Consider the following 23506-nt stretch of genomic DNA (forward strand, 5'->3'; position numbering starts at 1 on the left):
CTCGCCCATAAGCGCTAGAATGGGCGGAAAGCCACCAACCGCTGCGGATTCATGAGCCAACACAACCAAAGCCCGCTGACCGTCGCTTGCCCGCAATGCCAGAAGAAGGTGGTGTGGAGCGAGAAGAACCCCTACCGCCCCTTCTGCAGCGAACGCTGCAAACTGATCGACCTGGGTGCCTGGGCCGACGAGTCGCACCGTATTGCCGGCGAGCCAGCACTCGACGAAAGCAATATCGATGAATGGCTGGCCCGCGCCGACCGGGGCGAGGAGCGGTGAATCTGGCCCCGGCACCGACCTATCGGCTACTGGCCGAACTGGAGGTCGCCTTCGATATGCTGATCGAGCGCACCGAGGCGTTGCTCGAGGCCTACGCCGCTTCCCCTGCCGAGGCTTGGGCCTTCCAGGCCGAAGCGAGTACCGCCTGGCTGCGCCGCGCCCTGCTCGATTTCTGGTACACCGACGGCCAGGACGGCCGTGCCACACGCAGCCACGTCGGCCTGGTCGCCGCCGATGAGGTGCTGCTGGCCAAGGTAGCCGAGGTGAACGCGGCCAAGGCCGAATTTGCCACCCAACTCGCCCATATACGCGACAATCATCCGCCGCTACTGGCCGAGGCCAAGGCGGTGCTGCCATTCCGCCACCCGCAGCTGCACGACCACCTGCGCGGCAGCGGCCTGGCCCGGCTGCACCTCAAGCAGTGCTGGCGGGCCATTCCCGTGGCCGAAGCCCCGGTGGCTCGGGTGCGCCTGGCCTGGTACTCGAGCGGCCGCTCGATCAAGCGGCTTACGGTACGCGAGGTGGAAAAGAAACTGCTGGCATTGGACAGCGACGCACCGCACGTGCGTATTCAGCTGCGCAAGCTGGCTGCCTTGCCTTCGGGCGAACCGCTGGCCCAGGTGCAGAGCCAGGCGCCCCTGATGCGTGCCAACCTGTTCTACTGCGAGCCGCTGGAAGATGGCCGCACCCGCCGGGCAATGAACGTGGCGCTGCCGCTTTTCCTGCCCGCGCCACGCGGGTGCTTGCCCGACCACAACCTGCCCCCGGCCGCCCCGCCGCAGCAGCGCACCCGCGCCCGGCGCAGCGACGAGAAGCTGGAAGAAGCCCCCTACCTGCCCAGCCTGCGCATCTACCGTTACCGCTAGGGAAACACTGCACAAATGCCTGTGCCAGCAAATCGCTCGGCGATTTGTACAGCACTTCCTTGGGTTTCGCCCGTCATTCCTCCTCATCCATGCGCGCTTCGTACCAGTCGAGCGCCTGCTCCATACGGTCGTATCCCCAGAACGGTTCTTCGCCGGCCATGAAGAACGGCGCACCGAAGATGCCCAGCGCCTGGGCCCGCTCCGTGGCTTCCCGCAGCGCCTCCTTGGCCTCGGGCCGCTTGCCCTCTGCCAGCAGCACTTCGGCGTCGAGCTTGAGCTCCGCCAGGCAGTTACCGATGACCTTGGGGTCGGCGATGTCCTGGTCGTGTTCGAAATTGGCACGATAGACGCTACGCACGAACGCCGGCACCCATTCCTCCTCGGCATGCCAGTTGGCGATACGCGCTGCCAGCAGGCCGCTGCGGGGAAACTGGGAGGGGCGGTGAAAACGGATGCCGTCGCGGTCGCACAGGCGCTCGATGTCGCGCCACATGTAGCGGCCCTTGGCCGGGTACAGCTTGAAGGGCGTGTCGTTCCAGCCCTGGGCCTGGAAGATCGGCCCCAGCAGGAAGGGCTGCCAGCGCACCTCGATATCCCGCTCGGCAGCCAAGTGCTCGAGCCGCATCGCGGCCGGGTAGGAGTAGGTGCTGGCGAATTCGAACCAGAAGGTGAATGTCATAATGGTGGTCTCCTTGTCGGCAGCCATGCGAGCCCGCCCGTCATATTGATCTGCATCATGCAGGCTTGTCGCCTCTCCTCCATACTGAACTGTATTAGAGAATAAGGAGAACGGTTGGTGAAGCCCTTGAACGCCACACAGGTCTATCGCACCTGCCCCGAGGAAGCCTTCGATTTCGAGATTACCAGCGAACTCGAGTCGTTGGATATGCTGAGTGGTCACGCCCGCGCCCGCGATGCACTGGATTTCGGCACCTCCATGCGTAGCGAGGGCTTCAACCTCTACGTGCTGGGCCACCCCGGCCACGGCAAGCACCAACTGGTTGGCCGCTTTCTCGCCGAACGCTCCCGCGACGAACCAACCCCACCGGACATTGCCTACCGCTACAACTTCGAGGACCACACACGGCCACTGCACCTGTTGCTGCCCACCGGCATGGGCCGGGTGCTGCGGGCCGACCTCGAGCAGTTGGCCGAGGAGTTGCACTCGGCCATTCCCGCCGTGTTCGAAGGCGATGAGTACCAGAACCGCCTGCATGAGCTGAAGCAGGCCATGGGTGAACGCCAACGCGATGCCATCGAGGCGGTACGCCGCGAGGCCCGTGAACATGACATCCTGCTGCTCTCGACGCCCAACGGCTTCACCTTCGCCCCGGCCGGTGGCGACGACGAGATGATGTCACCCGACGAGTTCGAGAAGCTCGAACGGGACGCACGCGAGCGCATCGAGGGCACGGTGCAGGTGCTGCAGAAGAAACTGGCCAAGGCCATCCGCCACATGCCGCGCCTGGCCAAGCAGCTGCGCGAGCAAACCGCCGCGCTGAATGGGGAGATGCTGCAAACCGCCATCGACGCGCCCCTGGCCGAGCTGGAAGAACGCTACGCCGACCACGAAGGGGTACTGGACCACCTCAATGCGTTGCGCGACGCCATGCTGCTGCACGTCGACTCGTTCATCGCCGACGAGCCCGAGATGCCGCCCGAGGCGATCTTCAATCGCTTCCAGATCAACCTGATCGTCGACAACACCGGCTGCGAAGGCGCCCCAGTGGTCTATCTCGACCTGCCGACCCATCAGCACCTGGTGGGGCGCATCGAGCATCACGTTCACAACGGCACCCTGCTCACCGATTTCTCGCTGATTCGTGCCGGTGGCCTGCACCGGGCCAATGGTGGCTACCTGGTGGTCGACGTGCGCGCCATGCTGATGCATGCCGGCGCCTGGGAGACACTCAAGCGGGTACTGCGTGCCGGCGAGATCCGTACCGAATCGCTGGAGCAGGCCTATGGCCTGATCAGCACCACCACCCTGGAGCCCGAGCCGGTGCCGCTTGACCTCAAGGTGGTACTGCTCGGCGAGAGGCTGTTCTACTACCTGTTGTGCGAGCAGGACCCCGACTTCCTCGAGCTGTTCAAGGTGCAGGCCGATCTGGAGGATGAGCTCGAACGCAACCACGGCAACCAACCACTGTTTGCCCGCATGGTGGCCACCCTGGCGCGGGATTCGGCACTGCGCCCGCTGGATCGCAGCGGCGTGGCGGCAGTGATCGAGCGGGCCAGCCGCCTGGCCGACGACCAGGGCAAGCTCACCGCCCGCCGCCGGGCCTTGAGCGACCTGCTGGAGGAGGCCGACCATTGGGCCGAACGCAACGACGCCAAGGTGATATCACGCCACCATGTGGAGAAGGCCGTGGCCCAGCAGCTGTGGCGCGCGAGCCGCATTCACGAGCGCAGCCACGAAACGATTGCCCGCGGTACCGTGGCAATTCAGCTCGAGGGTTTCCAGGTCGGTCAAGTGAATGGCCTTTCGGTGATGAGCCTGGGCGACTACGCCTTCGGCCAGCCCACACGCATCACGGCCACCGCCCGCCCCGGCCCTGGCCACGTGGTGGACATCGAGCGCGAAGCACGCCTGGGCGGGCGCATTCACTCCAAGGCGGTGATGATTCTGTCGCGCTGCCTGGCCAGCCGCTATGCGCCGGATACGCCACTATCGCTCTCGGCGAGCCTGGCCTTCGAACAGTCCTACGGCGGCATAGAGGGCGACAGTGCCTCGGTGGCCGAGGCCTGTGTGCTGATTTCCGCCATCGCCCGGGCCGGCATCGACCAGCGCCTGGCCGTGACCGGCTCCATCGACCAGCATGGCCGGGTTCAGGCCGTGGGCGGCGTCAACGAGAAGATCGAAGGCTTCTTCGATATCTGCCAGGCGCGCGGCGGCGCGAAGGGTCACGGGGTATTGTTGCCCGCCACCAACGTGGAGCACCTGATGCTCAAGCACGAGGTGCGCAACGCCATCGCAGCCGGTGAGTTCAAGGTCTACGCCATCGAGCACCTGGATCAGGCGCTGGAACTGCTCACCGGGATGACACCCGGCGAGCGCGATGAGCAGGGCGAATATCCCGCCGGAAGCCTGAATGCCCAGGTCGTCGAACGGCTGGATGCCTTTCACCAGGTAGTGAAGAAGAGCAAGGGCAAGGAGAGTGGCACGGACAGCGAGAAGGAGAACCAGGAAAGCAATGACAGCCGTGCCGACAAGGAGCGCAGCGATGACGAATGACGAGGCACCGATATTGGAGGTGGCCCGGGTACTGGCCCTGCTCGATGCCTCCCGACACAGCCTGGCGGCCCTTGCCGCGGCGGTGGACCTGGCCAGCAAGCGTCATGCCGAGCTGGTCGCGCTCTACGTCGAAGACATGGACCTGTTGAGCTGTGCTGCCTTCCCTTTCTCCTGCGAGATTGGCGCCCAATCGGGGCTCACCCGCCCGCTCACGGTCGATTCACTGGAAGCCAATATCGCCCATCAACTGCAGCGCGTGCAGCAGGCGCTGGCCACGGCGGTGGCAGGACGCGACCTGCGCCATCGGCTCGAGGTCAGCCGCGGACAGATCGCCGCCGAAGCCCTGACCAAGGCCGGGCCGGGCGATGTCCTGGTGCTCGGCAAGGCCGGTATCAGCGAACGCTGGGGCAACCGGCTGGGCTCCACCAGCCGCCGGTTGATCGAGGAAGCCCCTTGCATGGTACTGCTGTGGGATGAGTCACACCCTTTCCGCCGTGGCCCGCTGCGCTGGTTGGCCAGGAGGGCTGGCAAGCAGGAGCAGGAAGAAGCCATGCCCTCTATACCTGGATGGCTGGCATCGCTGTTCGATGGCACCGCCCCGCTGTCCATCGCTCATGCCGGGGAACTGGAACAGGCACTGAGCCGAGCCGATGCCGGGGGCTTGCTGTTGCACCGCAGCGAGCTGGAATACCTGTTGCGAGAGGATGAGGAGATGCTTGCCAGGGTGCCGCTACCCATTCTGCTGGTGCCATAATCGCTCTGGCGCCTAAGTCGCTAGAGCTCCTTGTCCTCTTCCACCCTCCGCCGCATCCACGCACCAATCAGCAGCAGCAAGGCCAGGGCGAACAGTGGCAGCAGGATATCGAAGGTGAAGGCGTCGTCCTCACGGCTGACCGCCTGCAGCCCACTATGGATGGCGCTGGCGTAGATGGCCCACTTGATTCCCAGGCCCAGTACCGCGGCGATCACGAAAACGCCAATGGGTAGGCGGCAAAGACCTGCAGCGTAATTGATAACCGAGTGCGGGAAGCCGGGCAGGACGCGCAGCGCACACTGGGTCAGCAGATCGCTGCGCACCGTGAGCATCTGCATGATCTTGCGGGTCAGCCCTTTGGGATTCCAGCGGTCCCCGACTCGAGCCGCCAGATAATAGGCGCCCAGGGCACCGCTGACACTACCGAGAATAAGCATTGGCGTGGCGATATGCGGCGGATAGAAGGGGGCGATCAACCAAAGCCCGATGCTGCCGGGCAGGCCCAGGGCCAGGGTAACCGCCATGGTCAGCATGACGCCGATGACGACCAGGGGGTGATGTGAGGCTTCCTCGACCCAATGCCGTATTGCCGTGAGATCCGGTGAGTGCCAGAACCACACATAGACGGCCATGGTGACGCTGGCGCCCAAGGCAACCCAGCGCCAGCGCCTGCGAAGGGACGAGTCATTCGGCATCGGCATTCAATCCGTGAAGTTTGCACCATGGTGCCATGCCTGGGATATCAGGTCACTGCCATGGCCCTTCCATGGACGCTTGCCGGCCCTCAGGCGTCGAGCCCACTATCCTTGTCGGCAGCCAGTGCATCTGCACCCGTTTCCTGGGGCGTGTCGTGCAATCGCGGCATCGCGGCAACGCGTATATCGACATAACGCAGCAGCCCGAGCTGGGCGAACAGAATGGTCAGGCACCACATCAGACCCTTGATCACGCTCACGATGGTATTCCTCGACTCTAGCGTAAAGACCGAAGGCCAGCTTGGCCTCGTAGAAACGAGTGTAGGCCTTGCCGGGGAAAAGAGAAAGATAGGAGCCTAACTTTCGGCACAAATATCTGCGCGGCGAATGGCTGTACTATGGCCGCATTCTTAAAGCCTCTCCTCCACCCGCTCCAGAATTTGCCGGCTGACCTTGTTCACCAGCGGTTTGGCAGCCTTGGTAACGGCCTTCTCGACCAGGCGGTTGCGTATGGCATAGGTCAGCGTAAAGGAGACTTCGGTACCCGACTCCACCGGGCTCAGCCGATAGCAGCCCTGGTTTTGGACGCCATCCACCGATTCCCAGGCCAGCACTTCAGGCGGCCTGTTCTCGGTAATGGCCACGTCGAAGGTCCAGTCCATGCCCACGGCATGCACGTGCCAGCGATAGCGCTCGCCGCCAAGCGGTTCGATCGCCTTGATCAGGTCGGAGTAGTCGACGAAGTCCTCGACCCGTTCCAGCAGGGCGAAAACTCGTTCCGGCGGCGCCGGGAGAATTGCGCTGTGTTCGATCGTGGCCATGCGGTTCCCTATACTGCTGTACGACGGTAAAATGCTCCACCTTCACATTGCAGGGTACCCATCCTGCTACATGTTAGCTAACGAGAATAGCTAATCTTCGCTTACGCAAGCATTTGTCCAAGGTAACCCAACAAATCGCCGAGCGAGATGAAGCGCCCCATTTTTCCTCTGAGGTAGTACATGTCCACACCCAAAGTCGGTTTCGTCTCACTGGGCTGCCCCAAGGCGCTGGTAGATTCCGAGCGTATCCTGACTCAGTTGCGCACGGAGGGCTACGAGATCGTGCCCAGCTACGACGACGCCGACGTGGTGGTGGTCAACACCTGCGGCTTCATCGATAGCGCCAAGGCAGAGTCGTTGGACGCCATCGGCGAGGCCATCGCCGAGAACGGCAAGGTGATCGTGACCGGCTGCATGGGCGTGGACGAGAATGCGATTCGCCAGGTGCATCCCAGCGTGCTGGCAGTGACCGGCCCGCAGCAGTACGAGCGGGTAGTCGGCGCCGTGCACGAGGCGGCACCGCGCAACCACCAGCACGACCCGCACCTCGACCTGGTACCGGCTCAGGGCGTGAAACTCACTCCGCGCCACTACGCCTACCTGAAGATCTCCGAGGGCTGCAACCACAGCTGCAGCTTCTGCATCATTCCTTCCATGCGCGGCAAGCTGGTCAGTCGACCGGTTGGCGACGTACTGCGAGAAGCAGAAGGACTGGCCAAGGCCGGCGTGAAGGAGCTGCTGGTAATTTCCCAGGATACCAGTGCCTATGGCGTCGACCTTCGCTATGCCCCCAGTGAGTGGCGTGGCCGCGAGGTCAAGACACGGCTCACCGAACTGTGCGAGGCGCTTTCGGAGCTGGGCATTCGCGTGCGGCTGCACTACGTCTACCCCTACCCTCACGTGGACGAGCTGATTCCACTGATGGCCGAGGGCAAGATCCTGCCCTACCTGGACATTCCCTTCCAGCACGCCAGCCCCAAGGTACTCAAGGCGATGAAGCGCCCCGCCTTCGAGGACAAGACCCTGGCACGCATCAAGCACTGGCGCGAGCTTTGCCCCGAGCTGACCATTCGCTCCACCTTCATCGTCGGCTTCCCCGGCGAAACCAAGGAGGATTTCCAGTATCTGCTGGACTGGCTGAGCGAAGCTCAGCTCGACCGCGTGGGCTGCTTCCAGTACTCCCCGGTCGATGGCGCGCCGGCCAACGAGCTGGGCCTGGAACCGGTACCGGACGAGGTGAAGCAGGAGCGCTGGGAGCGTTTCATGGCGCACCAGCAGCAAATTTCTGCCGCCCGCCTCGAGCGCAAGATCGGCCGTGAGATCGAAGTGCTGGTGGATGAGGTCGACGAGGAAGGCGCGATCGGTAGAAGTGAAGCTGACGCCCCGGAGATCGACGGCATGGTGTTCCTGGATGCCAAGCGCACCCTGCGCCCGGGAGATGTCGTCCGTGCCCGCGTAACCAACGCCGATGAATACGATCTCTGGGCAGAGGTAATAGAAGAAGAGAAACCGGTGAAGTTCATGGACTTCTATTCGGCATAAGCGATAGCCAGACGCAAAAACGCCACCCTAGGGTGGCGTTTTTCTTGGCTGTAAAGCCTGGTTCGGGCTCCGCAAGCGGAGCCCGAAGGACGATCAGTCCTGACCCATCTGCTGCTTGATCAGGTCGCCGATGGTGGTCGGGCCACCGGTTTCGACTTCCTGCTCGCGCAGCTTCTTCAGGTTCTGACGGGTGTCGTCCTGGTCCTTGGCCTTGATCGACAGGCTGATCGCGCGGTTCTTGCGATCGACGCTGACGATGCGGGCTTCGACGGTGTCGCCTTCGTTCAGCACGTTGCGCGCGTCTTCGACGCGGTCAGCGCTGATCTCGGAAGCCTTGAGTATGGCAACAACGTCAGTCGCCAGCTCGACGTGAGCTTCCTTGGCATCGACCTCGATCACGCGACCGGAGACGATGGAGCCCTTGTCGTTGACGGACAGGTACTCGGCCACCGGGTCGGAATCGAGCTGCTTGATACCAAGCGAAATGCGCTCGCGCTCCGGGTCGATGGAGAGAATGACGGCTTCGGCTTCGTCGCCCTTCTTGAAACGACGCACGGCTTCTTCGCCAGTCTCGGACCAGGAGAGGTCGGAGAGGTGAACCAGGCCGTCGATACCGCCTTCCAGACCGATGAAGATACCGAAGTCGGTGATCGACTTGATGGTACCGGACACACGGTCGCCCTTGTTGTACTGAGCGTTGAAGGTTTCCCACGGGTTAGCGGTGCACTGCTTGATACCCAGGGAGATACGACGACGCTCTTCGTCGATGTCGAGGATCATGACATCCACTTCGTCGCCGATGTTGACGACCTTGGACGGGTGGATGTTCTTGTTGGTCCAATCCATCTCGGAGACGTGAACCAGGCCTTCGACACCCTCTTCCAGCTCGGCGAAGCAGCCGTAGTCGGTGAGGTTGGTGATGCGAGCCTGAACCACGGTACCCTCGGGGTAACGCTCCGTGATGCTGACCCACGGATCTTCGCCCAGCTGCTTCAGACCCAGGGAGACGCGGTTGCGCTCGCGGTCGAACTTCAGCACCTTGACGTTGATCTCGTCGCCCACGGCAACGATTTCGCTCGGATGCTTGATGCGCTTCCAAGCCATGTCGGTGATGTGCAGCAGGCCATCGACGCCGCCCAGGTCGACGAAGGCGCCATAGTCGGTCAGGTTCTTGACGATGCCGATGATCTGCTGGCCTTCCTGCAGGGTGGCGAGCAGAGCTTCACGCTCGGCGCTGTTCTCGGCTTCGAGCACGGCGCGGCGCGAAACGACCACGTTGTTGCGCTTGGGGTCGAGCTTGATGACCTTGAAGTCGAGTTCCTTGTGCTCGAGGTGCGTGGTGTCGCGCACCGGACGCACGTCGACCAGGGAACCCGGCAGGAAGGCACGGATGGAGTCGATGTCGACGGTGAAGCCGCCCTTGACCTTGCCGTTGATCACGCCTTTGACGATTTCTTCTTTCTCGAAGGCCGCTTCCAGAATCTTCCACGCTTCGGCGCGCTTGGCCTTCTCGCGAGACAGACGGGTCTCGCCGAAACCGTCTTCGACGGCTTCCAGGGCAACGCTGACTTCGTCGCCAATGGCGATGTTGAGCTCGCCGTTGTCGTCGCGGAACTGCGCCGCGGGAATCTGCCCTTCAGACTTCAGGCCGGCATTGACGGTAACCCAGTCACCTTCGATGTCGACGACGGTAGCCGTGACGATGGCGCCCGGCTCCATGTTGATGTCCTGCAGTGACTGTTCAAACAGTTCAGCAAAGCTTTCGCTCATGATTTTCCTACGTGATCAACGGTGTTGAGGCGTTGCCGCCTTCTCCGCACCACCAGCGAGTGCGGGCCTTATTTACCAAACCCCCGAGGATGTTAGCGCTGGTTGGACCTGGCCGGGCTTGCAAGAATGGTGTTGCCCGACCATGCCATGACATCCGCTCGAGGGCGCCGCAAGGGAGATCAAGTCTCGGGGGCGAGGCCGCGCTCGGCCAGCCACTCCGTCAACCGTTCCACCACTTCCGGTATCTTCAGGCTCGTGGTATCAAGCGTAATGGCATCAATGGCCGGCTTGAGGGGAGCCACGCTGCGCTGCATGTCGCGTGCATCGCGTGCCTGAATTTCCTTCAAAAGACTCGATAGACTAGCATCCACCCCCGCCTCCTGCAACTGAAGGTGGCGCCTGCGCGCCCGTTCCTCGGGGCTTGCGGTGAGGAATACCTTGAGTTCGGCATCGGGGAATACCACGGTGCCCATGTCGCGCCCGTCAGCCACCAACCCAGGAGGCTTCTTGAAGTCGCGCTGGCGCTGCAGAAGCGCCTGGCGCACGCCATTCAGGGCAGCGACCTGGGAGGCGGCATCGCCTACCTGTTCGGTGCGGATCTCGTGGCTGACGTCATCGCCTTCGAGCAGTACGCGCGTCTTGTCTTCCTCGGCGAGGAACACCACGTCGAGTTCGGCGGCCACCCGCTCCAGGGCAGGCTCGTTATCGAGTGCCACCCCGTGACGCTGCGCCGCCAGCGCCGTCAGTCGGTACAGCGCCCCACTGTCGAGCAGGTGCCAGCCCAGGCGCTCGGCGACCAGGCGACTGATGGTGCCCTTGCCGGCGCCCCCAGGTCCATCAAGGGTCAGCACCTTGGCCGTATCATTCATGCCCCTTCCTCTTGCGCTTCCTCGCTCACTCTGAGACCTACCGTGCGAGCGAGTTCCGTGAACCCCGGGAAGGAGGTGGCGACATTGGCGCAGTCGTCGATGACGATCTCTTCACCGGCACGCAGGGAGGCCACCACGAAGGCCATGGCGATACGATGGTCGCCCAGGCTGTCGATACGTCCACCGCCGTAGGCGACTTCGCGGTCGCCGGCACCGACGATGTCGATACCGTCCTCGAGTACGGTATGTTCCACGCCCAAGGTCGCCAGGCCGTCGGCCATGGCCTGGATGCGGTCGGATTCCTTGACCCGCAGCTCCTCGGCACCACGCAGACGGGTGGTGCCGGTAGCGCTGGCGGCGGCAACGAAAAGCGCCGGGAACTCGTCGATGGCCAGCGGCACCTGGTCGACGGGAATATCGATGCCCTTGAGCGGCGCATAGCGGATGTGCAGGTCGGCCACCGGCTCGCCGCCTACCTCGCGCTCGTTGCTCAGGCGCAGGTCGGCGCCCATCAGCTTGAGGATGTTGATCACGCCGATGCGCGTCGGGTTGATGCCCACGTGTTCGAGAATCAGGTTGGAGCCCGGCGTGATCGCCGCGGCCACCAGAAAGAAGGTGGCGGAAGAGATGTCCGACGGCACGTCGATGGGTGCAGCGCTGAGCTTGCCACCGCCACGCAGCCAGCAGGTATCGCCATCACGCTGCACGTCATAGCCGAAACCGGCCAGCATACGCTCGGTATGATCGCGGGTGGGGGCCGGCTCGCGCACGCGGGTCTCTCCCTCGGCATAGAGCCCGGCGAGCAGCAGGCAGGATTTCACCTGGGCGCTGGCCATGGGCATCTCGTAGTCGATGCCCTTGAGCCGTTGGCCGCCGTGGATTTTCAGCGGTGGCCGGCCGCCTTCGGCGGTGTCGATCTTAGCGCCCATCAGCCGCAGCGGGTCGGCCACGCGGCCCATGGGACGCTTGGTCAGCGAGGCGTCGCCGATCAGCTCGGTGTCGAAGCCCTGCCCTGCCAGCAGGCCGGCGAACAGGCGCATGGCGGTACCGGCATTGCCCACGTAGAGCGGGCCGGAAGGCGCCTTGAGCCCATGCATGCCGACGCCGTGGACGGTGACGCGACCTTGGTGCGGGCCCTCTATGGCCACGCCCATCTCGCGGAACGCCTGCAGGGTGGCCAGGCTGTCCTCCCCTTCCAGGAACCCTTTCACTTCAGTGACACCTTCGGCCAGCGCCCCGAGCATGATCGAGCGGTGGGAGATCGACTTGTCGCCCGGCACGCGGATACGCCCGGAGACACGGCCACCGGGAGCGGCACGGAAAGTGAGTTTGCCTTGTTCTTGCATCTGGTATTCCGCCTGATAACTGGTCTGGTTCAGGAGAGAGTCAAAGTAGTGTCGTGCGTGGCTGGCACGGTCGAAGATGGAGAGCATAGCATCGCCATCGCCCGCTTCCACCGCCTGGCGAAGCCGGCCGAGCCCCGCCTCGAAGTCGTCCAGGGAAGCGAGCACCGCATCGCGATTGGCAGTGAAGATGTCGCGCCACATCACCGGGTCGCTGCCGGCAATGCGGGTGAAGTCGCGAAAGCCGCCCGCGGCGTAGCGGAAGATCTCCAGGCGTTCGTCCTGACGCGCCAGGGTGTCCACCAGCGAAAAGGCGAGCAGGTGCGGCAAATGGCTGGTACGCGCCAGCACCTGGTCGTGCCGGTCGACCTCCATCTCCAGCACCTCGGCACCACAGGCCCGCCACACTGCGCGCACCCGAGCCACGGCGACCGGGGAAGTCTCGGGGCCGGGAGTCAGGATCACCTTGTGCTTGGCGTAGAGCCGTGGATTCGAGGCTGCCACGCCGCTCTTCTCGGAACCGGCAATGGGGTGGCCCAGCACCAGCCCTGCCGGCAGCCGGCCGAAGGCCGCCAGGGCGCAATCGCGTACCGCCGCCTTGGTGCTGCCGACGTCGGTGATCACTACGCGCGGGTCTTCGCCTTCCAATGCCTCTGGCGGCAGTACCGTGGCGAGTTCGGTCATCACACCCTGCATGGCCAGCACCGGCACGGCCAGCACGATCAGCGTGGCGCCTTCCACCAGCGGCGCGAGCCGGGTGTCGCCATGCTCGATCAGGCCCATTTCGATGCCGCGCTCGATCTCTCCGGGGTCCGGGTCGCAAGCGTGGATGCTTTCCCTGAAACCGGCGGCACGCAGCGCGGCAGCCAGCGAGCCACCGATCAGCCCCAGGCCGACGATGAGGATGCGCGCTTCGTCCGGCAGTACGGTTCTGCTATGACGCTCCACCACGCCTACAGCACGCCCACGGGGTAGGAGCCGAGCACCTTGAGTTCCGAGGCGCGCAGGCGCACCTCCTCGAGCACCGCAGCGACCCGCGGCTCATCGACGTGGCCCTTGAAGTCGATGAAGAACACGTAGTTCCACACCCCGGTACGTGAAGGGCGTGTCTCCAGGCGAGTGAGGTCGATACTGTGGCGGTGGAACGGTTCGAGCAGGTCGTGCAGGGCGCCCGGCTGGTTGCGCATGGCGACGACGATGGAGGTCTTGTCCTCCCCCGACATGGGCACGTGCTGACTGCCGATGATCAGGAAGCGCGTGGAGTTGTCGGGGCGATCCTCGATCTTTTCCGCGACCTTCTCCAGGCCGTAGAGCTTGGCTGCCATGTCGCCGGCGATGGCAGCGCTGTGCCATTCGCTCTTGATCATGCGCGCCGCCTCGGCGTTGGACGATACCGGCACCCGCTCGGCCCGGGGGAAATGGGCGTCCAGCCACTTGCGGCACTGCGCCAGCGACTGCGGGTGGGAGTAGACCCGCGAGACCTTGTCACGCAGCGTGGTGTCGGCCACCAGCAGATGGTGATGGATACGCAGCACCACCTCGCCGCAGATGCGAATCGAGGAGTCCATGAACGAATCGAGAGTATGACTGACCACGCCCTCGGTGGAGTTTTCCACCGGCACTACGCCGTAGTTGACCGCACCGGCTTCCACTTCGCGGAAGACTTCATCGATGGCGGCCATGGGCATGCTGACGGCACTCTCGCCGAAGTGCTTGAGCGCTGCCTGCTGAGTGAAGGTGCCTTCAGGGCCGAGGTAGGCCACCTTGGTGGGCTGCTCCAGCGCCAGGCAAGCGGACATGATCTCGCGGAACAGCCGCGCCATCTCTTCGCTGTTGAGCGGCCCTGGGTTGAGCTCCATGATTCGACGCAGCACCTGGGCTTCGCGCTCGGGGCGATAGAACACGGCACCAGGGTCGCTCTGGGTCTTGACCTCGGCGACCTGCTTGGCGCACTCGGCCCGGGCACTGATCAGACGCAGGATCTCGTTGTCGAGCGAATCGATACGTTCGCGCAACGAGTCGAGGTTGATGGGGGTATCGGTCATGACTTATCCCCTGCGTTGCTCGAAGTCGGCCATGAAGTCGATCAGCGTATCGACGGCCGCTTCGGGGACGGCGTTGTAGAGGCTCGCCCGCATGCCGCCGACGCTGCGGTGGCCCTTGAGGTTGAGCAACCCGGCTTCTTCGGCCTCGGCCAGGAACGGCTTGTCGAGACGCTCGTCGGCCAGCACGAAGGGTACGTTCATGCGTGAACGATTACGCGGCGCAATGGGATTGGAATAAAGGCCGCTCGAGTCGATCGCCGCATAGAGCTTGGCTGATTTGCGAGCATTGATCGCACCCATGGCCTCGAGCCCACCGATGTCTTGCTTGAGCCACTGGAACACCAGCCCCGCCAGGTACCAGGCATAGGTGGGCGGCGTGTTGACCATGGAGCCCGCCTCGGCCATGGCCTGGTAGTCGAACAGGCTGGGGATACGCTCGCAGCGCTGCTCGAGCAGGTCGTCGCGCACCAGTACCAGGGTCAGGCCTGCCGGGCCGATGTTCTTCTGCGCCCCAGCGTAGATCACGCCGAAGCGCGACACATCGAGAGGTTCGGCCAGGATGCTGGAGGAGTAGTCGCACACCAGCGGCACGCCGACATCGGGAATGTAGTCGAACTCGAGCCCGCCGATGGTCTCGTTGGCGGTGTAGTGCAGGTAGGCAGCATCGCTCGAGAGCGCCAGATCCGCCTGGGCCGGCACCTCTGAGTGGCCGCTGGGCTCGCTGGAACCGGCCATGTGCACCGCGAAGCCGAGCTGCTTGGCTTCCGCCAGCGCCTTCTTGCCCCAGATACCGGTGTACAGGTAGTTGGCCGTACCGCCCCGCCCCAGCAGATTCATCGGCACCATGGAGAACTGCAGGCTGGCGCCGCCCTGCAGGAACAGTACCTTGTAGTTGGCCGGCACGGCGAGCAGCTCGCGCAGGTCGGCCTCGGCCTGCTCGGCGATGGCCACGAACTCGGGCGAGCGGTGGCTCATCTCCATCACCGACAGCCCGCGGCCGTGGTAGTCGAGCATCTCTTCCCGCGCGCGCTCCAGCACCGCGGTGGGCAGCGCCGCAGGACCGGCGCAGAAGTTATAGTGGCGTGTCATCAGCGTCGTGGTTCCGTTCTGCTCATATCATGTCGAGGCGAGATGAGCGCCCTAGCTGACGATGAGCCAACCCGGCGACCAGCCTGCGCGAGGGCGCTGCGACCCCTTCCCTGGGCGCTACTTTTGCCATCCCTGGCAAAAGACCCTCGCTTCGACTGGTCCCCGGCGCTCATCGCTCGGCATGGCGCGGCAGGCCTTTACTCGTCGTTTTTGGTCTCGTCCATGGTGCCACCCTCATCCGCACCCTGCTCCGGCGAACTCGTTCCATCGGACGACGCTGTCTCTTCGGACTCGCCTTCGATGACTTCGCTCTCGACTTCCTCGGGCTCGTCGATACGCACGGTCTTGACCAATTTCTCGTCGTTGCCCAGGCGGATCAGCATGACGCCCTGGGTGTTGCGCGAGGTGATCGAGACTTCATCGACGCGGGTACGCACCAGGGTGCCGCGGTCGGTGATCAGCATCATCTCGTCGGCGGAGTAGACCTGCATGGCCGCTACCAGGGAGCCGTTGCGCTCGCTGGTCTGCATGGCGATCACACCCTGGCCGCCGCGACCGCGTAGCGGGAACTCCTCGAGCCGGGTACGCTTGCCGTAGCCGTTCTCGGAGGCCGTAAGGATGTAGATCTGCCCGCCGTTGCCGTTTTCCAGCGCAGCGCCCTCTTCGCCCTCGGTTTCGATGTCGGCGTCGGCGTCGATCTGCTGGCTCTGCGGGATGATCAGGCTGATCACCTCGGCACCTTCGAGCAGGCGCATGCCACGTACGCCTCGAGCGGTACGGCCCATGGCGCGTACGTTGGTTTCCTCGAAGCGGATCGCCTTGCCGTTGGAGGACAGCAGCATCACGTGGTCATTGCCTGAAGTGATGGCAGCACCCACCAGGCGGTCGTCTTCGTCGATATCGATGGCGATCAGGCCGACGCTACGGGGCCGCGAGAACTGATCGAGGCTGGTGCGCTTGACCGTGCCCTTGGCGGTGGCGAAGAAGATGTAGCAGTCGGGGCTGTAGTCCTTCACCGGCATGATGGCGTTGATCGCCTCGCCTTCGTCCAGCGGCAGCAGGTTGACCAGCGGCTTGCCACGTGAACCACGGCTGGCGGCCGGCATCTCGTAGACCTTGAGCCAGTAGACCTTGCCCTTGTTGGAGAACAGCAGCACGGTGTCGTGGGTGGAGGCCACCAGCAGGTGTTCGATGACGTCCTCGTCCTTCATGGACGTGGCCGACTTGCCTCGCCCGCCACGGCGCTGGGCCTGGTAGTCGGAGAGCGGCTGGGTCTTGGCGTAGCCGGTACGCGAAACCGTGACCACCATATCCTCCTCGGCGATCAGGTCCTCGATGGAGAGGTCGAGGTGGCTGGCCTGGATCTCGGTACGACGCGGGTCGCTGAATTGTTCGCGCACCGCGGCGAGCTCCTCGCGAATCACCTCGAGCAGGCGTTCGCTGGAGGCCAGGATCGCCATCAGCTCGGCGATTCTCTCAAGGATGCCGAGGTACTCGTCGAGCAGCTTCTCGGTTTCGAGGCCGGTCAGACGGTGCAGGCGCAGCTCGAGGATGGCCTGGGCCTGGGCCGGTGAGAGACGGTATTCGGTGCCGGTGGTGTTGAGACCGAAGCCCTCTTCCAGTTCCTCCGGCTTGCACGAGGTGGCGCCGGCACGTTCGAGCATGGCGGTGACCTGGCCGGGCGGCCATACCTTGTCGAGCAGCTTCTCCTTGGCTTCGGCGGCGCTCGGCGAGGCCTTGATCAGCTCGATCACCTCGTCGATGTTGGAGATGGCAACGGCCAGGCCTTCGAGGATGTGGCCACGCTCGCGGGCCTTCTTCAATTCGAACAAAGTGCGCCGGGTGACGACCTCACGGCGGTGGCGAATGAAGGCCTCGAGGATCTCCTTGAGGTTGAGGATCTTGGGCTGGCCGTTCTCGATGGCGACCATGTTGATGCCGAAGACGTTCTGCAGTTGGGTCTGGGCGAAAAGGTTGTTGACCACCACTTCGCCGGATTCACCGCGCTTGACCTCGATCACCACGCGCAGGCCATCCTTGTCGGACTCGTCGCGCAGCTCGGCGATACCTTCGATCTTCTTGTCCTTGACCAGCTCGGCAATCTTCTCGATCAACCGCGCCTTGTTCACCTGGTACGGCAGCTCGGTGATGATGATGTGGTCGCGACCGGATTTGTCATCGTGCTCGATGGTATGGCGGGCACGCACGTAGATGCGCCCGCGGCCGGTGCGGTAGGCCTCGAGGATGCCGGCGCGACCGTTGATGATGCCGGCCGTGGGGAAATCAGGACCCGAGATGTACTCCATCAGGTCGTCGACGGTCAGCGTGTAGTCGTCGATCAGGGCCAGGCAACCGTCGATCACCTCACCCATGTTGTGGGGCGGGATATTGGTGGCCATGCCCACGGCGATACCCGAGGAGCCGTTGATCAGCAGGTTGGGCACCTTGGTCGGCAGCACGTCGGGAATACGCTCGGTGCCGTCGTAGTTGTCGACCCAGTCAACGGTGTCTTTCTCTAGGTCGGCCAGCAGCTCATGGGCGAGCTTGGCCATGCGCACCTCGGTGTAACGCATGGCCGCGGCGCTGTCGCCGTCGATGGAACCGAAGTTGCCCTGGCCGTCGACCAGCACATGACGCATGGAGAAATGCTGCGCCATGCGCACGATGGTGTCGTAGACCGCACTGTCACCATGGGGGTGGTACTTACCGATGACGTCGCCCACCACGCGGGCCGACTTCTTGTACGGCTTGTTCCAGTCGTTGCCGAGTTCGTGCATGGCGAACAGCACGCGCCGGTGCACCGGCTTGAGGCCGTCGCGCACGTCCGGCAGCGCTCGGCCAATGATCACGCTCATCGCGTAGTCGAGGTACGACTGCTTCAGCTCGTCCTCGATGTTGACTGGCAGAATCTCTCTGGCGATGTCACCCATGGGTCGTCGAATCCTTTGCACTGCAGCATATTAGCGCACCCCGAGATGCCCGACTCTTGCCTGAGGCTTGGTGCGCCATTTCAGCCTGGCATGATACCACTCCGACCAACACAAAGGCAGCTTGAGGTAATGCCGTGCACCTACCCGCCGGGCTTTCTTTTTTGCGACGGTAGCCATCCCGACTCTGTTGCGCTAGCTTGTGTCAATGCACACGCGTCCGCCCCAGCCATCATGATTCATGGCCTAATGCAACGACTCCTGCTGACCGTCCTCGCTGCCCTGCTCGTCGGGCTGCCGATCTCGGCTTCCCAGGCGGTCGAGGATGGCCTGCATACCCCGTCCAAGGCGCTGGCCGAACTCACTCATCTCGACACCTCCCTGTCGTTGTCGTCGCTCGACGCGGATAGCGAAGATGTCGGGCCGGTGCCATTCGTCACCTTCGGCCATTGGGCGCCCACATGCGCTAGCGGCGTGCTCGCTTCCTCGGCGCTCGCCTGCCGCCAGGTAACACTGCCCCCCGCCCGCGCCCCACCGCACTACCTCTGAACCCTGCCCCACGAATTCCGGCTCAACGCGAGCTGATATCTACGGTCGCCCCGCATCTGATGGATGCCGGCACCTTCAGAGGTTTGCCCTATGAAAACACTCCCCCTTTCCCGACTCGACACCGCCGATCACCTGGTTACTCCCCAAGAGTTCTCGGATATCGACGAACACTCCCCGGCCCTGAGCCTGATGACCGACTTTCGCCAGCATTGGCCTCACGCCGTCAGCGCCTCGGCCCCCGCTCTCGAGGTAGCCAAGCAAATGGTGACGGAGGGCGTGGGCAGCAGGCTGGTCATCGACCGACAGCGGGAACTGATCGGCGTGCTGACAATGGATCGCCTTTCCGAGCAGAGCATTCTGGTAGCCTTGCACCGTCTTGGTATCGACCGTGACAGCCTGACCGCCAGCGACCTGATGCAGCCCCGGGCCGCCATGCCGGCCCTGGATTACGATGTCCTGGCCAGAGCCACCGTCGCCGACCTGATAGCCACACTGCGTGAAGCCGGCGAACCCTACTGCCTGGTGAGGGACGGAGAGCATCAGATTCGCGGACTGATCTCCGTAAGCGAACTCTCAGAGCGGCTACATCGTCGTCTCTCGCTCAAGCCCAAGGCCTCCATCATCGAAGTCTTGAAAGCCTGACCCGCCCAAGACGGGGGCTGCCGTTGGCCGCCTCCGTCTCCACTTTCCAGTCCCCACCCTCGACCATGAAACAATCGTTTGCTTGAAACTGCCCTGGGTGACTGGAATCCTGAGCGCTTGTTTCTGCCGACACCCTCCCAGCGAAAAGGAGTACCGCATGGATCCACGCATCTCCCGCACCACCCTGCGCGTACGGGGCTACCACCTGGACGGCTATGGCCATGTCAACAACACGCGTTATCTGGAGTTTCTCGAAGAGGGGCGCTGGGCCTATTTCGACGAGCGCCCCGAACTGATCGCCCCGCTCCAGCAAGCCGGCATCGGCCTCGTCGCCGTCAACATCAATATCGATTACTGTGCCGCCGCGGTAGCCGGTGACGATCTCGAGATCCGCAGCCGCCTCTCGGCCATCGGCACGCGCAGCGGAAAGATGATCCAGGAAATCCATCGCCTCGATGACGACACCCTGGTCAGCCGGGCCGCCATTACTTTCGTGCTGCTCGACATGCAAACCAACCAACCGCAGACCATCGACGGAGCGCTGCGCGACCAGCTCCTTCCTCTGGTCCTGGAGTGATCCAGGACGATGAACGAGCGTTCGAGCGAATCATGGAACCACAACGCCACTGGCACCCCCGCTTCCCCTTCGCCATAATATGCGTCCTTTTGATCAGGGAATTGCGCCATGTGGTTCAAGCACTTGCACCTTTACCGCTTGCACGAGGCAGCGACCATTCCGGCCGCTGACCTGGCAACGGCCTTGGCCGAGCAGGCGGCCCGCACTCCCGGCAGCCAGGAGGCCAGGCGCGTGGGGTGGTGCCCCCCTGCCGGTCGCGCCGGCACAGCGCTGCTGCACGAACTGCAGGGGCAGCGCTTGCTGACCATGCTGCGCCATGAGCGGCTGCTGCCTGCCGGCGTGGTGCGCGAGGAACTGGAAGAACGCAGTGCCGACATCGAGGCCAGCGAAGGTCGCAAACTACGTCGCCAGGAGAAGCAGGAACTCAAGGAACAGATCTACGAGGAACTGCTGCCGCGGGCCTTCATCCGCAGCCAGAAGGTCGACCTGTGGTGGGATACCCGACGCAACCTGATCGCGGTGAATACCAGTTCGCGCAAGCGCGCCGAAGAGGCGCTGGACCTCTTGCGCGAAACGCTTGGCAGCCTGAAAGTGACGCCGCTGGCGACCCAGACCCTACCGATGCGCGTCATGACCCAATGGCTTGCCGAAGAAGACTCGCGCCCGGCCGCGCTGCAGCTTGGCGACCAGGTCGAACTCAAGGCCAAGGGCGACGATGGCGTACTGCGTGCGCGCCAGGTGGATCTGGACAGCGACGAGATCCAGCAGCTCCTCGCCACCGGCAGGCAGGCCAGCCGCCTGGCGGTGGAAATCGAGGGACGGCTCGCCTATGTACTGCACGACGACCTGACGCTCAAGTCCCTGCGGTTCAGTGACGCCCTTATCGACGAAGCGGGCGAAATCGAGGACGATGGCGATGCCACCGTGCGCCTCGAAGCCGATTTCATGCTGATGACCCAGGCCTTGGCTGAAGAAATCGAACAATTGATCGCCTGGCTAGGCGGCGAGGCCAATGCCGCCCCGCAGGTATAGTGCATGACCCAACCCGGCAACCAAGACACATCCATGACCGACACCGCGACAGGTACGACTTCAACGGATCCCTGGGCCGACATCCGCCCCTACCGTGACGACGAGGTAGCGGCAGTACTGGCGAACCTGGCTACCAATCGGGAGCTGCTCGACGCCCTGACTCGTTACCGGTTGCCACGGCTGAGCCGGACGCTACCCTGGGTGGCCCGTGCCCTGGCCTCCTACGCCATTCGCCGTGAAACGCGAGGCGTGGCCAGTGTGCACGACTTCCAGATGCGCGTGGCTTACTACATGATGCGCATGATCCGTACCTCGACCGATGACTTTCGCGTCGAGGGGCTGGAGCACCTGAACCCCGACACTGCCTATCTGTTCATCGGCAACCATCGCGACATCTCGCTGGACCCGGCCTTCGTCAACTACGCGCTGCACCAGGCGGGTCGCGATACGGTACGCATCGCCATCGGCGACAATCTGCTCAAGAAGCCCTATGTCACCGACCTGATGCGGCTCAACAAGAGTTTCATCGTGCCCCGCGCCCTGCGCGGCAAGCGCGCCATGCTGGTCGCCTACCAGAATCTCTCAAGCTATATCCGTCACTCGATCACCGCGGACAACCACTCGATATGGATGGCTCAGCGCGAGGGGCGTGCCAAGGACGGCATCGACCGTACCGATACGGCCATCATCAAGATGCTGACCATGGCCAGGCGTCAGGAGGATCGCAGCGCCCCCATCGGCGATGCCATCGCCGAGCTGCGCCTGGTGCCGGTTTCGATCAGCTACGAGTACGATCCCTGCGACCTGCAGAAGGCGCGTGAGCTGCACGCCATTCATAGCGAGGGGCGCTACGAGAAGAGCGAATTCGAGGACATCCGCTCCATCGTGGCGGGTATCACCGGCCACAAGGGGCGCGTGGAGCTGCGCTTCGGCGAACCGCTGGGCACCGGCTTCGATACACCGGAGGCCGTGGTTGCCGAGATCGACCGTCAGGTGATCGGCGGATATCACCTTTTCCCTACTCATTACCTGGCGTTGGAGGCGCTGGGCGATGCACCTGAACTACTCGACATGAGCGAGGTCAGCGACGTCGACAGGGCACGCTTCCAGGCACGTCTGAACGAGGTGCCTGCCGAGCTGCGTAGCTGGTGGCTGGCTCAATATGCCAACCCCGTGCGCAACAAGGCGGCTCGACTCACCAACCCTGACCCGACATCGTCCAAGTGAACGAATACACGCACCTGTCGCCCGACCCCGGCGCTCAGACACGTGAAGCCCACCGGGTCACCCTGATCGGTGCCGTGGTCGACCTCGCCGTCGGCCTGCTCAAGCTCGTAACCGGCATGCTGGTCGGCTCGGCCGCCCTGATCGCGGATGGTATCCACTCCTTTTCCGACCTGGTGACCGACGGCTTCGTGTTGGCGGCGACCCATTTCGGCCGCCAGGCACCCGATAGCGATCACCCTTACGGCCACGGCCGGATCGAGACGTTGGCCACTCTGTGGCTGGGCAGCGTGCTGATCTTCGTTGCCGGCGGCATCGCCTGGGCCAGTCTCACCCGGCTGATAGCAGGCGAACCGATCTCCGCCCCGGGGCTGTGGGCCATTGCGGTGGCCGTGATTTCCCTGTTCGCCAAGGAGTGGATCTACCGCTACACCCTCGCAGTAGCAAAGCGCGTGCGCTCGCGGCTGCTCGAGGCCAACGCCTGGCACTCGCGTTCGGATGCGCTCTCGACCGGTGTGGTACTCGTCGGCTTGGTGGCAGCACAGTTCGGCGCCGGCTGGGTCGATGCGGTGGCTGCCATCATCGTCGGCGTCATGGTCGGCCAGGTGGGCTGGCGGCTGCTATGGGAGTCGGGACGCGAGCTGATCGATACCGCCCTACCTGAAGGCGATCAAGAGCGGATGAAAGCCATCGCGGAAGCGGTACCCGGCGTGGACAGCGTACATGACCTGCGTACCCGCTCGGTGGGCAGCCACGTGGTGCTCGACCTGCATATCGTGGTGCCACCGCGACTCACCGTTTCCGAGGCGCACGAGATAGGCAATGCGGTGAGCCGGCAGTTGCGCAACGCCTACCCCGAACTGGCCGACGTGACTTTCCATATCGACCCTGAAGACGACTCCGAGCAGCTCGAACACAGCCTGCGCCCCGGCCTGCCGCTGCGCCAAGACGTGGAAAGCATGCTCGATGCGGCATGGCAGAATTGCAGTGCCTGGCAGAACCGCATCGCATTCGACCTGCACTATCTCGCGGAACAGATCGATATCTCGGTCTATGTACGCCAACTGCCAGCGGAGCAAAGCCTGGAAGATGCCGCCCGCGAGCTGCGCGAGGCTTCCCGGGAGCTGACTTGGGCGGGCAGGCTGCGCGTGTGGCAGGGGCCGGGCAAAAGCTAGCCAGCTTCGCCGGCCCTGCGCTCGGCGAATCTTGAGCCGCTCTCCAATATCCAGTACGTGAAATGTCATCTC

General features: G+C 63.8%; 21 protein-coding genes. 11 read left to right on the plus strand and 10 right to left on the minus strand.

Features of this window, described 5'->3' with window-relative positions; genetic code table 11:
- Nucleotides 1-51: 51 nt before the first annotated feature.
- Both yacG and SPH52_RS07900 read left to right on the plus strand, forming a co-directional pair.
- A complete protein-coding gene (gene yacG / locus SPH52_RS07895) occupies nucleotides 52-279 on the plus strand; it encodes a DNA gyrase inhibitor YacG (protein ID WP_411794455.1) in 228 nt (75 codons plus the stop codon).
- Nucleotides 243-1145, plus strand: a complete 903-nt coding sequence (locus SPH52_RS07900; protein WP_411794456.1) for a DNA replication terminus site-binding protein — start codon at nucleotides 243-245, stop codon at nucleotides 1143-1145. The genes yacG and SPH52_RS07900 overlap by 37 nt, the downstream gene beginning before the upstream one ends.
- A 73-nt stretch (nucleotides 1146-1218) precedes the next feature.
- Here SPH52_RS07900 and SPH52_RS07905 read toward each other — a convergent pair whose 3' ends face one another.
- Complete coding sequence (locus SPH52_RS07905; RefSeq protein WP_411794457.1) at nucleotides 1219-1824, minus strand: 2-hydroxychromene-2-carboxylate isomerase; 606 nt, start codon at nucleotides 1822-1824, stop codon at nucleotides 1219-1221.
- 117 nt (nucleotides 1825-1941) lie between these two features.
- Between SPH52_RS07905 and SPH52_RS07910 the strand changes: the two genes are divergently transcribed.
- Nucleotides 1942-4380 carry a Lon protease family protein gene (locus SPH52_RS07910; RefSeq protein WP_411794458.1) on the plus strand — a complete coding sequence of 813 codons (2439 nt, stop codon included), beginning with the start codon at nucleotides 1942-1944 and terminating at the stop codon, nucleotides 4378-4380.
- Entirely contained in the window at nucleotides 4370-5134 is a 765-nt protein-coding gene (locus SPH52_RS07915) for a universal stress protein (RefSeq protein ID WP_411794459.1), read from the plus strand. The genes SPH52_RS07910 and SPH52_RS07915 overlap by 11 nt, the downstream gene beginning before the upstream one ends.
- Before the next feature lie 20 nt (nucleotides 5135-5154).
- Here SPH52_RS07915 and SPH52_RS07920 read toward each other — a convergent pair whose 3' ends face one another.
- From SPH52_RS07920 to SPH52_RS07930, 3 genes are all read right to left on the minus strand, one after another.
- Nucleotides 5155-5829, minus strand: coding sequence for a TVP38/TMEM64 family protein (locus SPH52_RS07920; protein ID WP_411794460.1), 675 nt, complete (start codon nucleotides 5827-5829; stop codon nucleotides 5155-5157).
- A gap of 89 nt (nucleotides 5830-5918) precedes the next feature.
- A complete protein-coding gene (locus SPH52_RS07925; RefSeq protein WP_411794461.1) occupies nucleotides 5919-6089 on the minus strand; it encodes a hypothetical protein in 171 nt (56 codons plus the stop codon).
- 150 nt (nucleotides 6090-6239) lie between these two features.
- Nucleotides 6240-6650, minus strand: a complete 411-nt coding sequence (locus SPH52_RS07930) for an SRPBCC family protein (RefSeq protein WP_411794462.1) — start codon at nucleotides 6648-6650, stop codon at nucleotides 6240-6242.
- A gap of 180 nt (nucleotides 6651-6830) precedes the next feature.
- Between SPH52_RS07930 and rimO the strand changes: the two genes are divergently transcribed.
- Complete coding sequence (rimO, locus tag SPH52_RS07935; protein WP_411794463.1) at nucleotides 6831-8192, plus strand: 30S ribosomal protein S12 methylthiotransferase RimO; 1362 nt, start codon at nucleotides 6831-6833, stop codon at nucleotides 8190-8192.
- 93 nt (nucleotides 8193-8285) lie between these two features.
- Here rimO and rpsA read toward each other — a convergent pair whose 3' ends face one another.
- From rpsA to gyrA, 6 genes are all read right to left on the minus strand, one after another.
- Nucleotides 8286-9962 carry a 30S ribosomal protein S1 gene (gene rpsA / locus SPH52_RS07940; protein ID WP_411794464.1) on the minus strand — a complete coding sequence of 559 codons (1677 nt, stop codon included), beginning with the start codon at nucleotides 9960-9962 and terminating at the stop codon, nucleotides 8286-8288.
- Between the two features lie 179 nt (nucleotides 9963-10141).
- Nucleotides 10142-10831 carry a (d)CMP kinase gene (gene cmk / locus SPH52_RS07945; protein ID WP_411794465.1) on the minus strand — a complete coding sequence of 230 codons (690 nt, stop codon included), beginning with the start codon at nucleotides 10829-10831 and terminating at the stop codon, nucleotides 10142-10144.
- Entirely contained in the window at nucleotides 10828-13098 is a 2271-nt protein-coding gene (locus tag SPH52_RS07950; RefSeq protein WP_411794552.1) for a bifunctional prephenate dehydrogenase/3-phosphoshikimate 1-carboxyvinyltransferase, read from the minus strand. The genes cmk and SPH52_RS07950 overlap by 4 nt, the downstream gene beginning before the upstream one ends.
- Nucleotides 13099-13127: 29 nt before the next feature.
- The gene (gene pheA, locus SPH52_RS07955; RefSeq protein ID WP_411794466.1) at nucleotides 13128-14219 is read right to left on the minus strand and encodes a prephenate dehydratase; all 1092 of its coding nucleotides are present in this window, start codon (nucleotides 14217-14219) and stop codon (nucleotides 13128-13130) included.
- Between the two features lie 3 nt (nucleotides 14220-14222).
- On the minus strand, nucleotides 14223-15308 hold the full coding sequence (gene serC / locus SPH52_RS07960; protein WP_411794467.1) for a 3-phosphoserine/phosphohydroxythreonine transaminase: 1086 nt from the start codon (nucleotides 15306-15308) through the stop codon (nucleotides 14223-14225).
- 197 nt (nucleotides 15309-15505) lie between these two features.
- Nucleotides 15506-18238, minus strand: a complete 2733-nt coding sequence (gene gyrA, locus SPH52_RS07965; protein ID WP_411794468.1) for a DNA gyrase subunit A — start codon at nucleotides 18236-18238, stop codon at nucleotides 15506-15508.
- 246 nt (nucleotides 18239-18484) lie between these two features.
- Between gyrA and SPH52_RS07970 the strand changes: the two genes are divergently transcribed.
- From SPH52_RS07970 to SPH52_RS07995, 6 genes are all read left to right on the plus strand, one after another.
- A complete protein-coding gene (locus SPH52_RS07970; protein ID WP_411794469.1) occupies nucleotides 18485-18784 on the plus strand; it encodes a hypothetical protein in 300 nt (99 codons plus the stop codon).
- 90 nt (nucleotides 18785-18874) lie between these two features.
- Nucleotides 18875-19426: a CBS domain-containing protein gene (locus SPH52_RS07975; RefSeq protein ID WP_411794470.1), complete on the plus strand. Its 552-nt coding sequence runs from the start codon at nucleotides 18875-18877 to the stop codon at nucleotides 19424-19426.
- 157 nt (nucleotides 19427-19583) lie between these two features.
- Complete coding sequence (locus tag SPH52_RS07980) at nucleotides 19584-20003, plus strand: acyl-CoA thioesterase (RefSeq protein ID WP_411794471.1); 420 nt, start codon at nucleotides 19584-19586, stop codon at nucleotides 20001-20003.
- A gap of 108 nt (nucleotides 20004-20111) precedes the next feature.
- On the plus strand, nucleotides 20112-21035 hold the full coding sequence (locus tag SPH52_RS07985) for a recombination-associated protein RdgC (protein WP_411794472.1): 924 nt from the start codon (nucleotides 20112-20114) through the stop codon (nucleotides 21033-21035).
- 33 nt (nucleotides 21036-21068) lie between these two features.
- On the plus strand, nucleotides 21069-22262 hold the full coding sequence (locus SPH52_RS07990; RefSeq protein WP_411794473.1) for a 1-acyl-sn-glycerol-3-phosphate acyltransferase: 1194 nt from the start codon (nucleotides 21069-21071) through the stop codon (nucleotides 22260-22262).
- Nucleotides 22259-23434: a cation diffusion facilitator family transporter gene (locus SPH52_RS07995; RefSeq protein ID WP_411794474.1), complete on the plus strand. Its 1176-nt coding sequence runs from the start codon at nucleotides 22259-22261 to the stop codon at nucleotides 23432-23434. Before SPH52_RS07990 ends, SPH52_RS07995 begins: the two co-directional genes overlap by 4 nt.
- Nucleotides 23435-23506: the final 72 nt, after the last annotated feature.

Source organism: Halomonas sp. A29 (assembly GCF_046723295.1).
Classification (GTDB): domain Bacteria; phylum Pseudomonadota; class Gammaproteobacteria; order Pseudomonadales; family Halomonadaceae; genus Halomonas.

Excerpts from the sequence above, each read along its gene's own strand:
- yacG (WP_411794455.1), top strand. The coding sequence starts at position 52 with ATGAGCCAACACAACCAAAGCCCGCTGACCGTCGCTTGCCCGCAATGC.
- SPH52_RS07900 (WP_411794456.1), top strand. The coding sequence starts at position 243 with ATGGCTGGCCCGCGCCGACCGGGGCGAGGAGCGGTGAATCTGGCCCCG.
- SPH52_RS07905 (WP_411794457.1), bottom strand. The coding sequence starts at position 1,824 with ATGACATTCACCTTCTGGTTCGAATTCGCCAGCACCTACTCCTACCCG.
- SPH52_RS07915 (WP_411794459.1), top strand. The coding sequence starts at position 4,370 with ATGACGAATGACGAGGCACCGATATTGGAGGTGGCCCGGGTACTGGCC.
- SPH52_RS07920 (WP_411794460.1), bottom strand. The coding sequence starts at position 5,829 with ATGCCGAATGACTCGTCCCTTCGCAGGCGCTGGCGCTGGGTTGCCTTG.
- SPH52_RS07930 (WP_411794462.1), bottom strand. The coding sequence starts at position 6,650 with ATGGCCACGATCGAACACAGCGCAATTCTCCCGGCGCCGCCGGAACGA.
- rimO (WP_411794463.1), top strand. The coding sequence starts at position 6,831 with ATGTCCACACCCAAAGTCGGTTTCGTCTCACTGGGCTGCCCCAAGGCG.
- rpsA (WP_411794464.1), bottom strand. The coding sequence starts at position 9,962 with ATGAGCGAAAGCTTTGCTGAACTGTTTGAACAGTCACTGCAGGACATC.
- cmk (WP_411794465.1), bottom strand. The coding sequence starts at position 10,831 with ATGAATGATACGGCCAAGGTGCTGACCCTTGATGGACCTGGGGGCGCC.
- pheA (WP_411794466.1), bottom strand. The coding sequence starts at position 14,219 with ATGACCGATACCCCCATCAACCTCGACTCGTTGCGCGAACGTATCGAT.
- serC (WP_411794467.1), bottom strand. The coding sequence starts at position 15,308 with ATGACACGCCACTATAACTTCTGCGCCGGTCCTGCGGCGCTGCCCACC.
- gyrA (WP_411794468.1), bottom strand. The coding sequence starts at position 18,238 with ATGGGTGACATCGCCAGAGAGATTCTGCCAGTCAACATCGAGGACGAG.
- SPH52_RS07970 (WP_411794469.1), top strand. The coding sequence starts at position 18,485 with ATGCAACGACTCCTGCTGACCGTCCTCGCTGCCCTGCTCGTCGGGCTG.
- SPH52_RS07975 (WP_411794470.1), top strand. The coding sequence starts at position 18,875 with ATGAAAACACTCCCCCTTTCCCGACTCGACACCGCCGATCACCTGGTT.
- SPH52_RS07980 (WP_411794471.1), top strand. The coding sequence starts at position 19,584 with ATGGATCCACGCATCTCCCGCACCACCCTGCGCGTACGGGGCTACCAC.
- SPH52_RS07985 (WP_411794472.1), top strand. The coding sequence starts at position 20,112 with ATGTGGTTCAAGCACTTGCACCTTTACCGCTTGCACGAGGCAGCGACC.
- SPH52_RS07990 (WP_411794473.1), top strand. The coding sequence starts at position 21,069 with ATGACCGACACCGCGACAGGTACGACTTCAACGGATCCCTGGGCCGAC.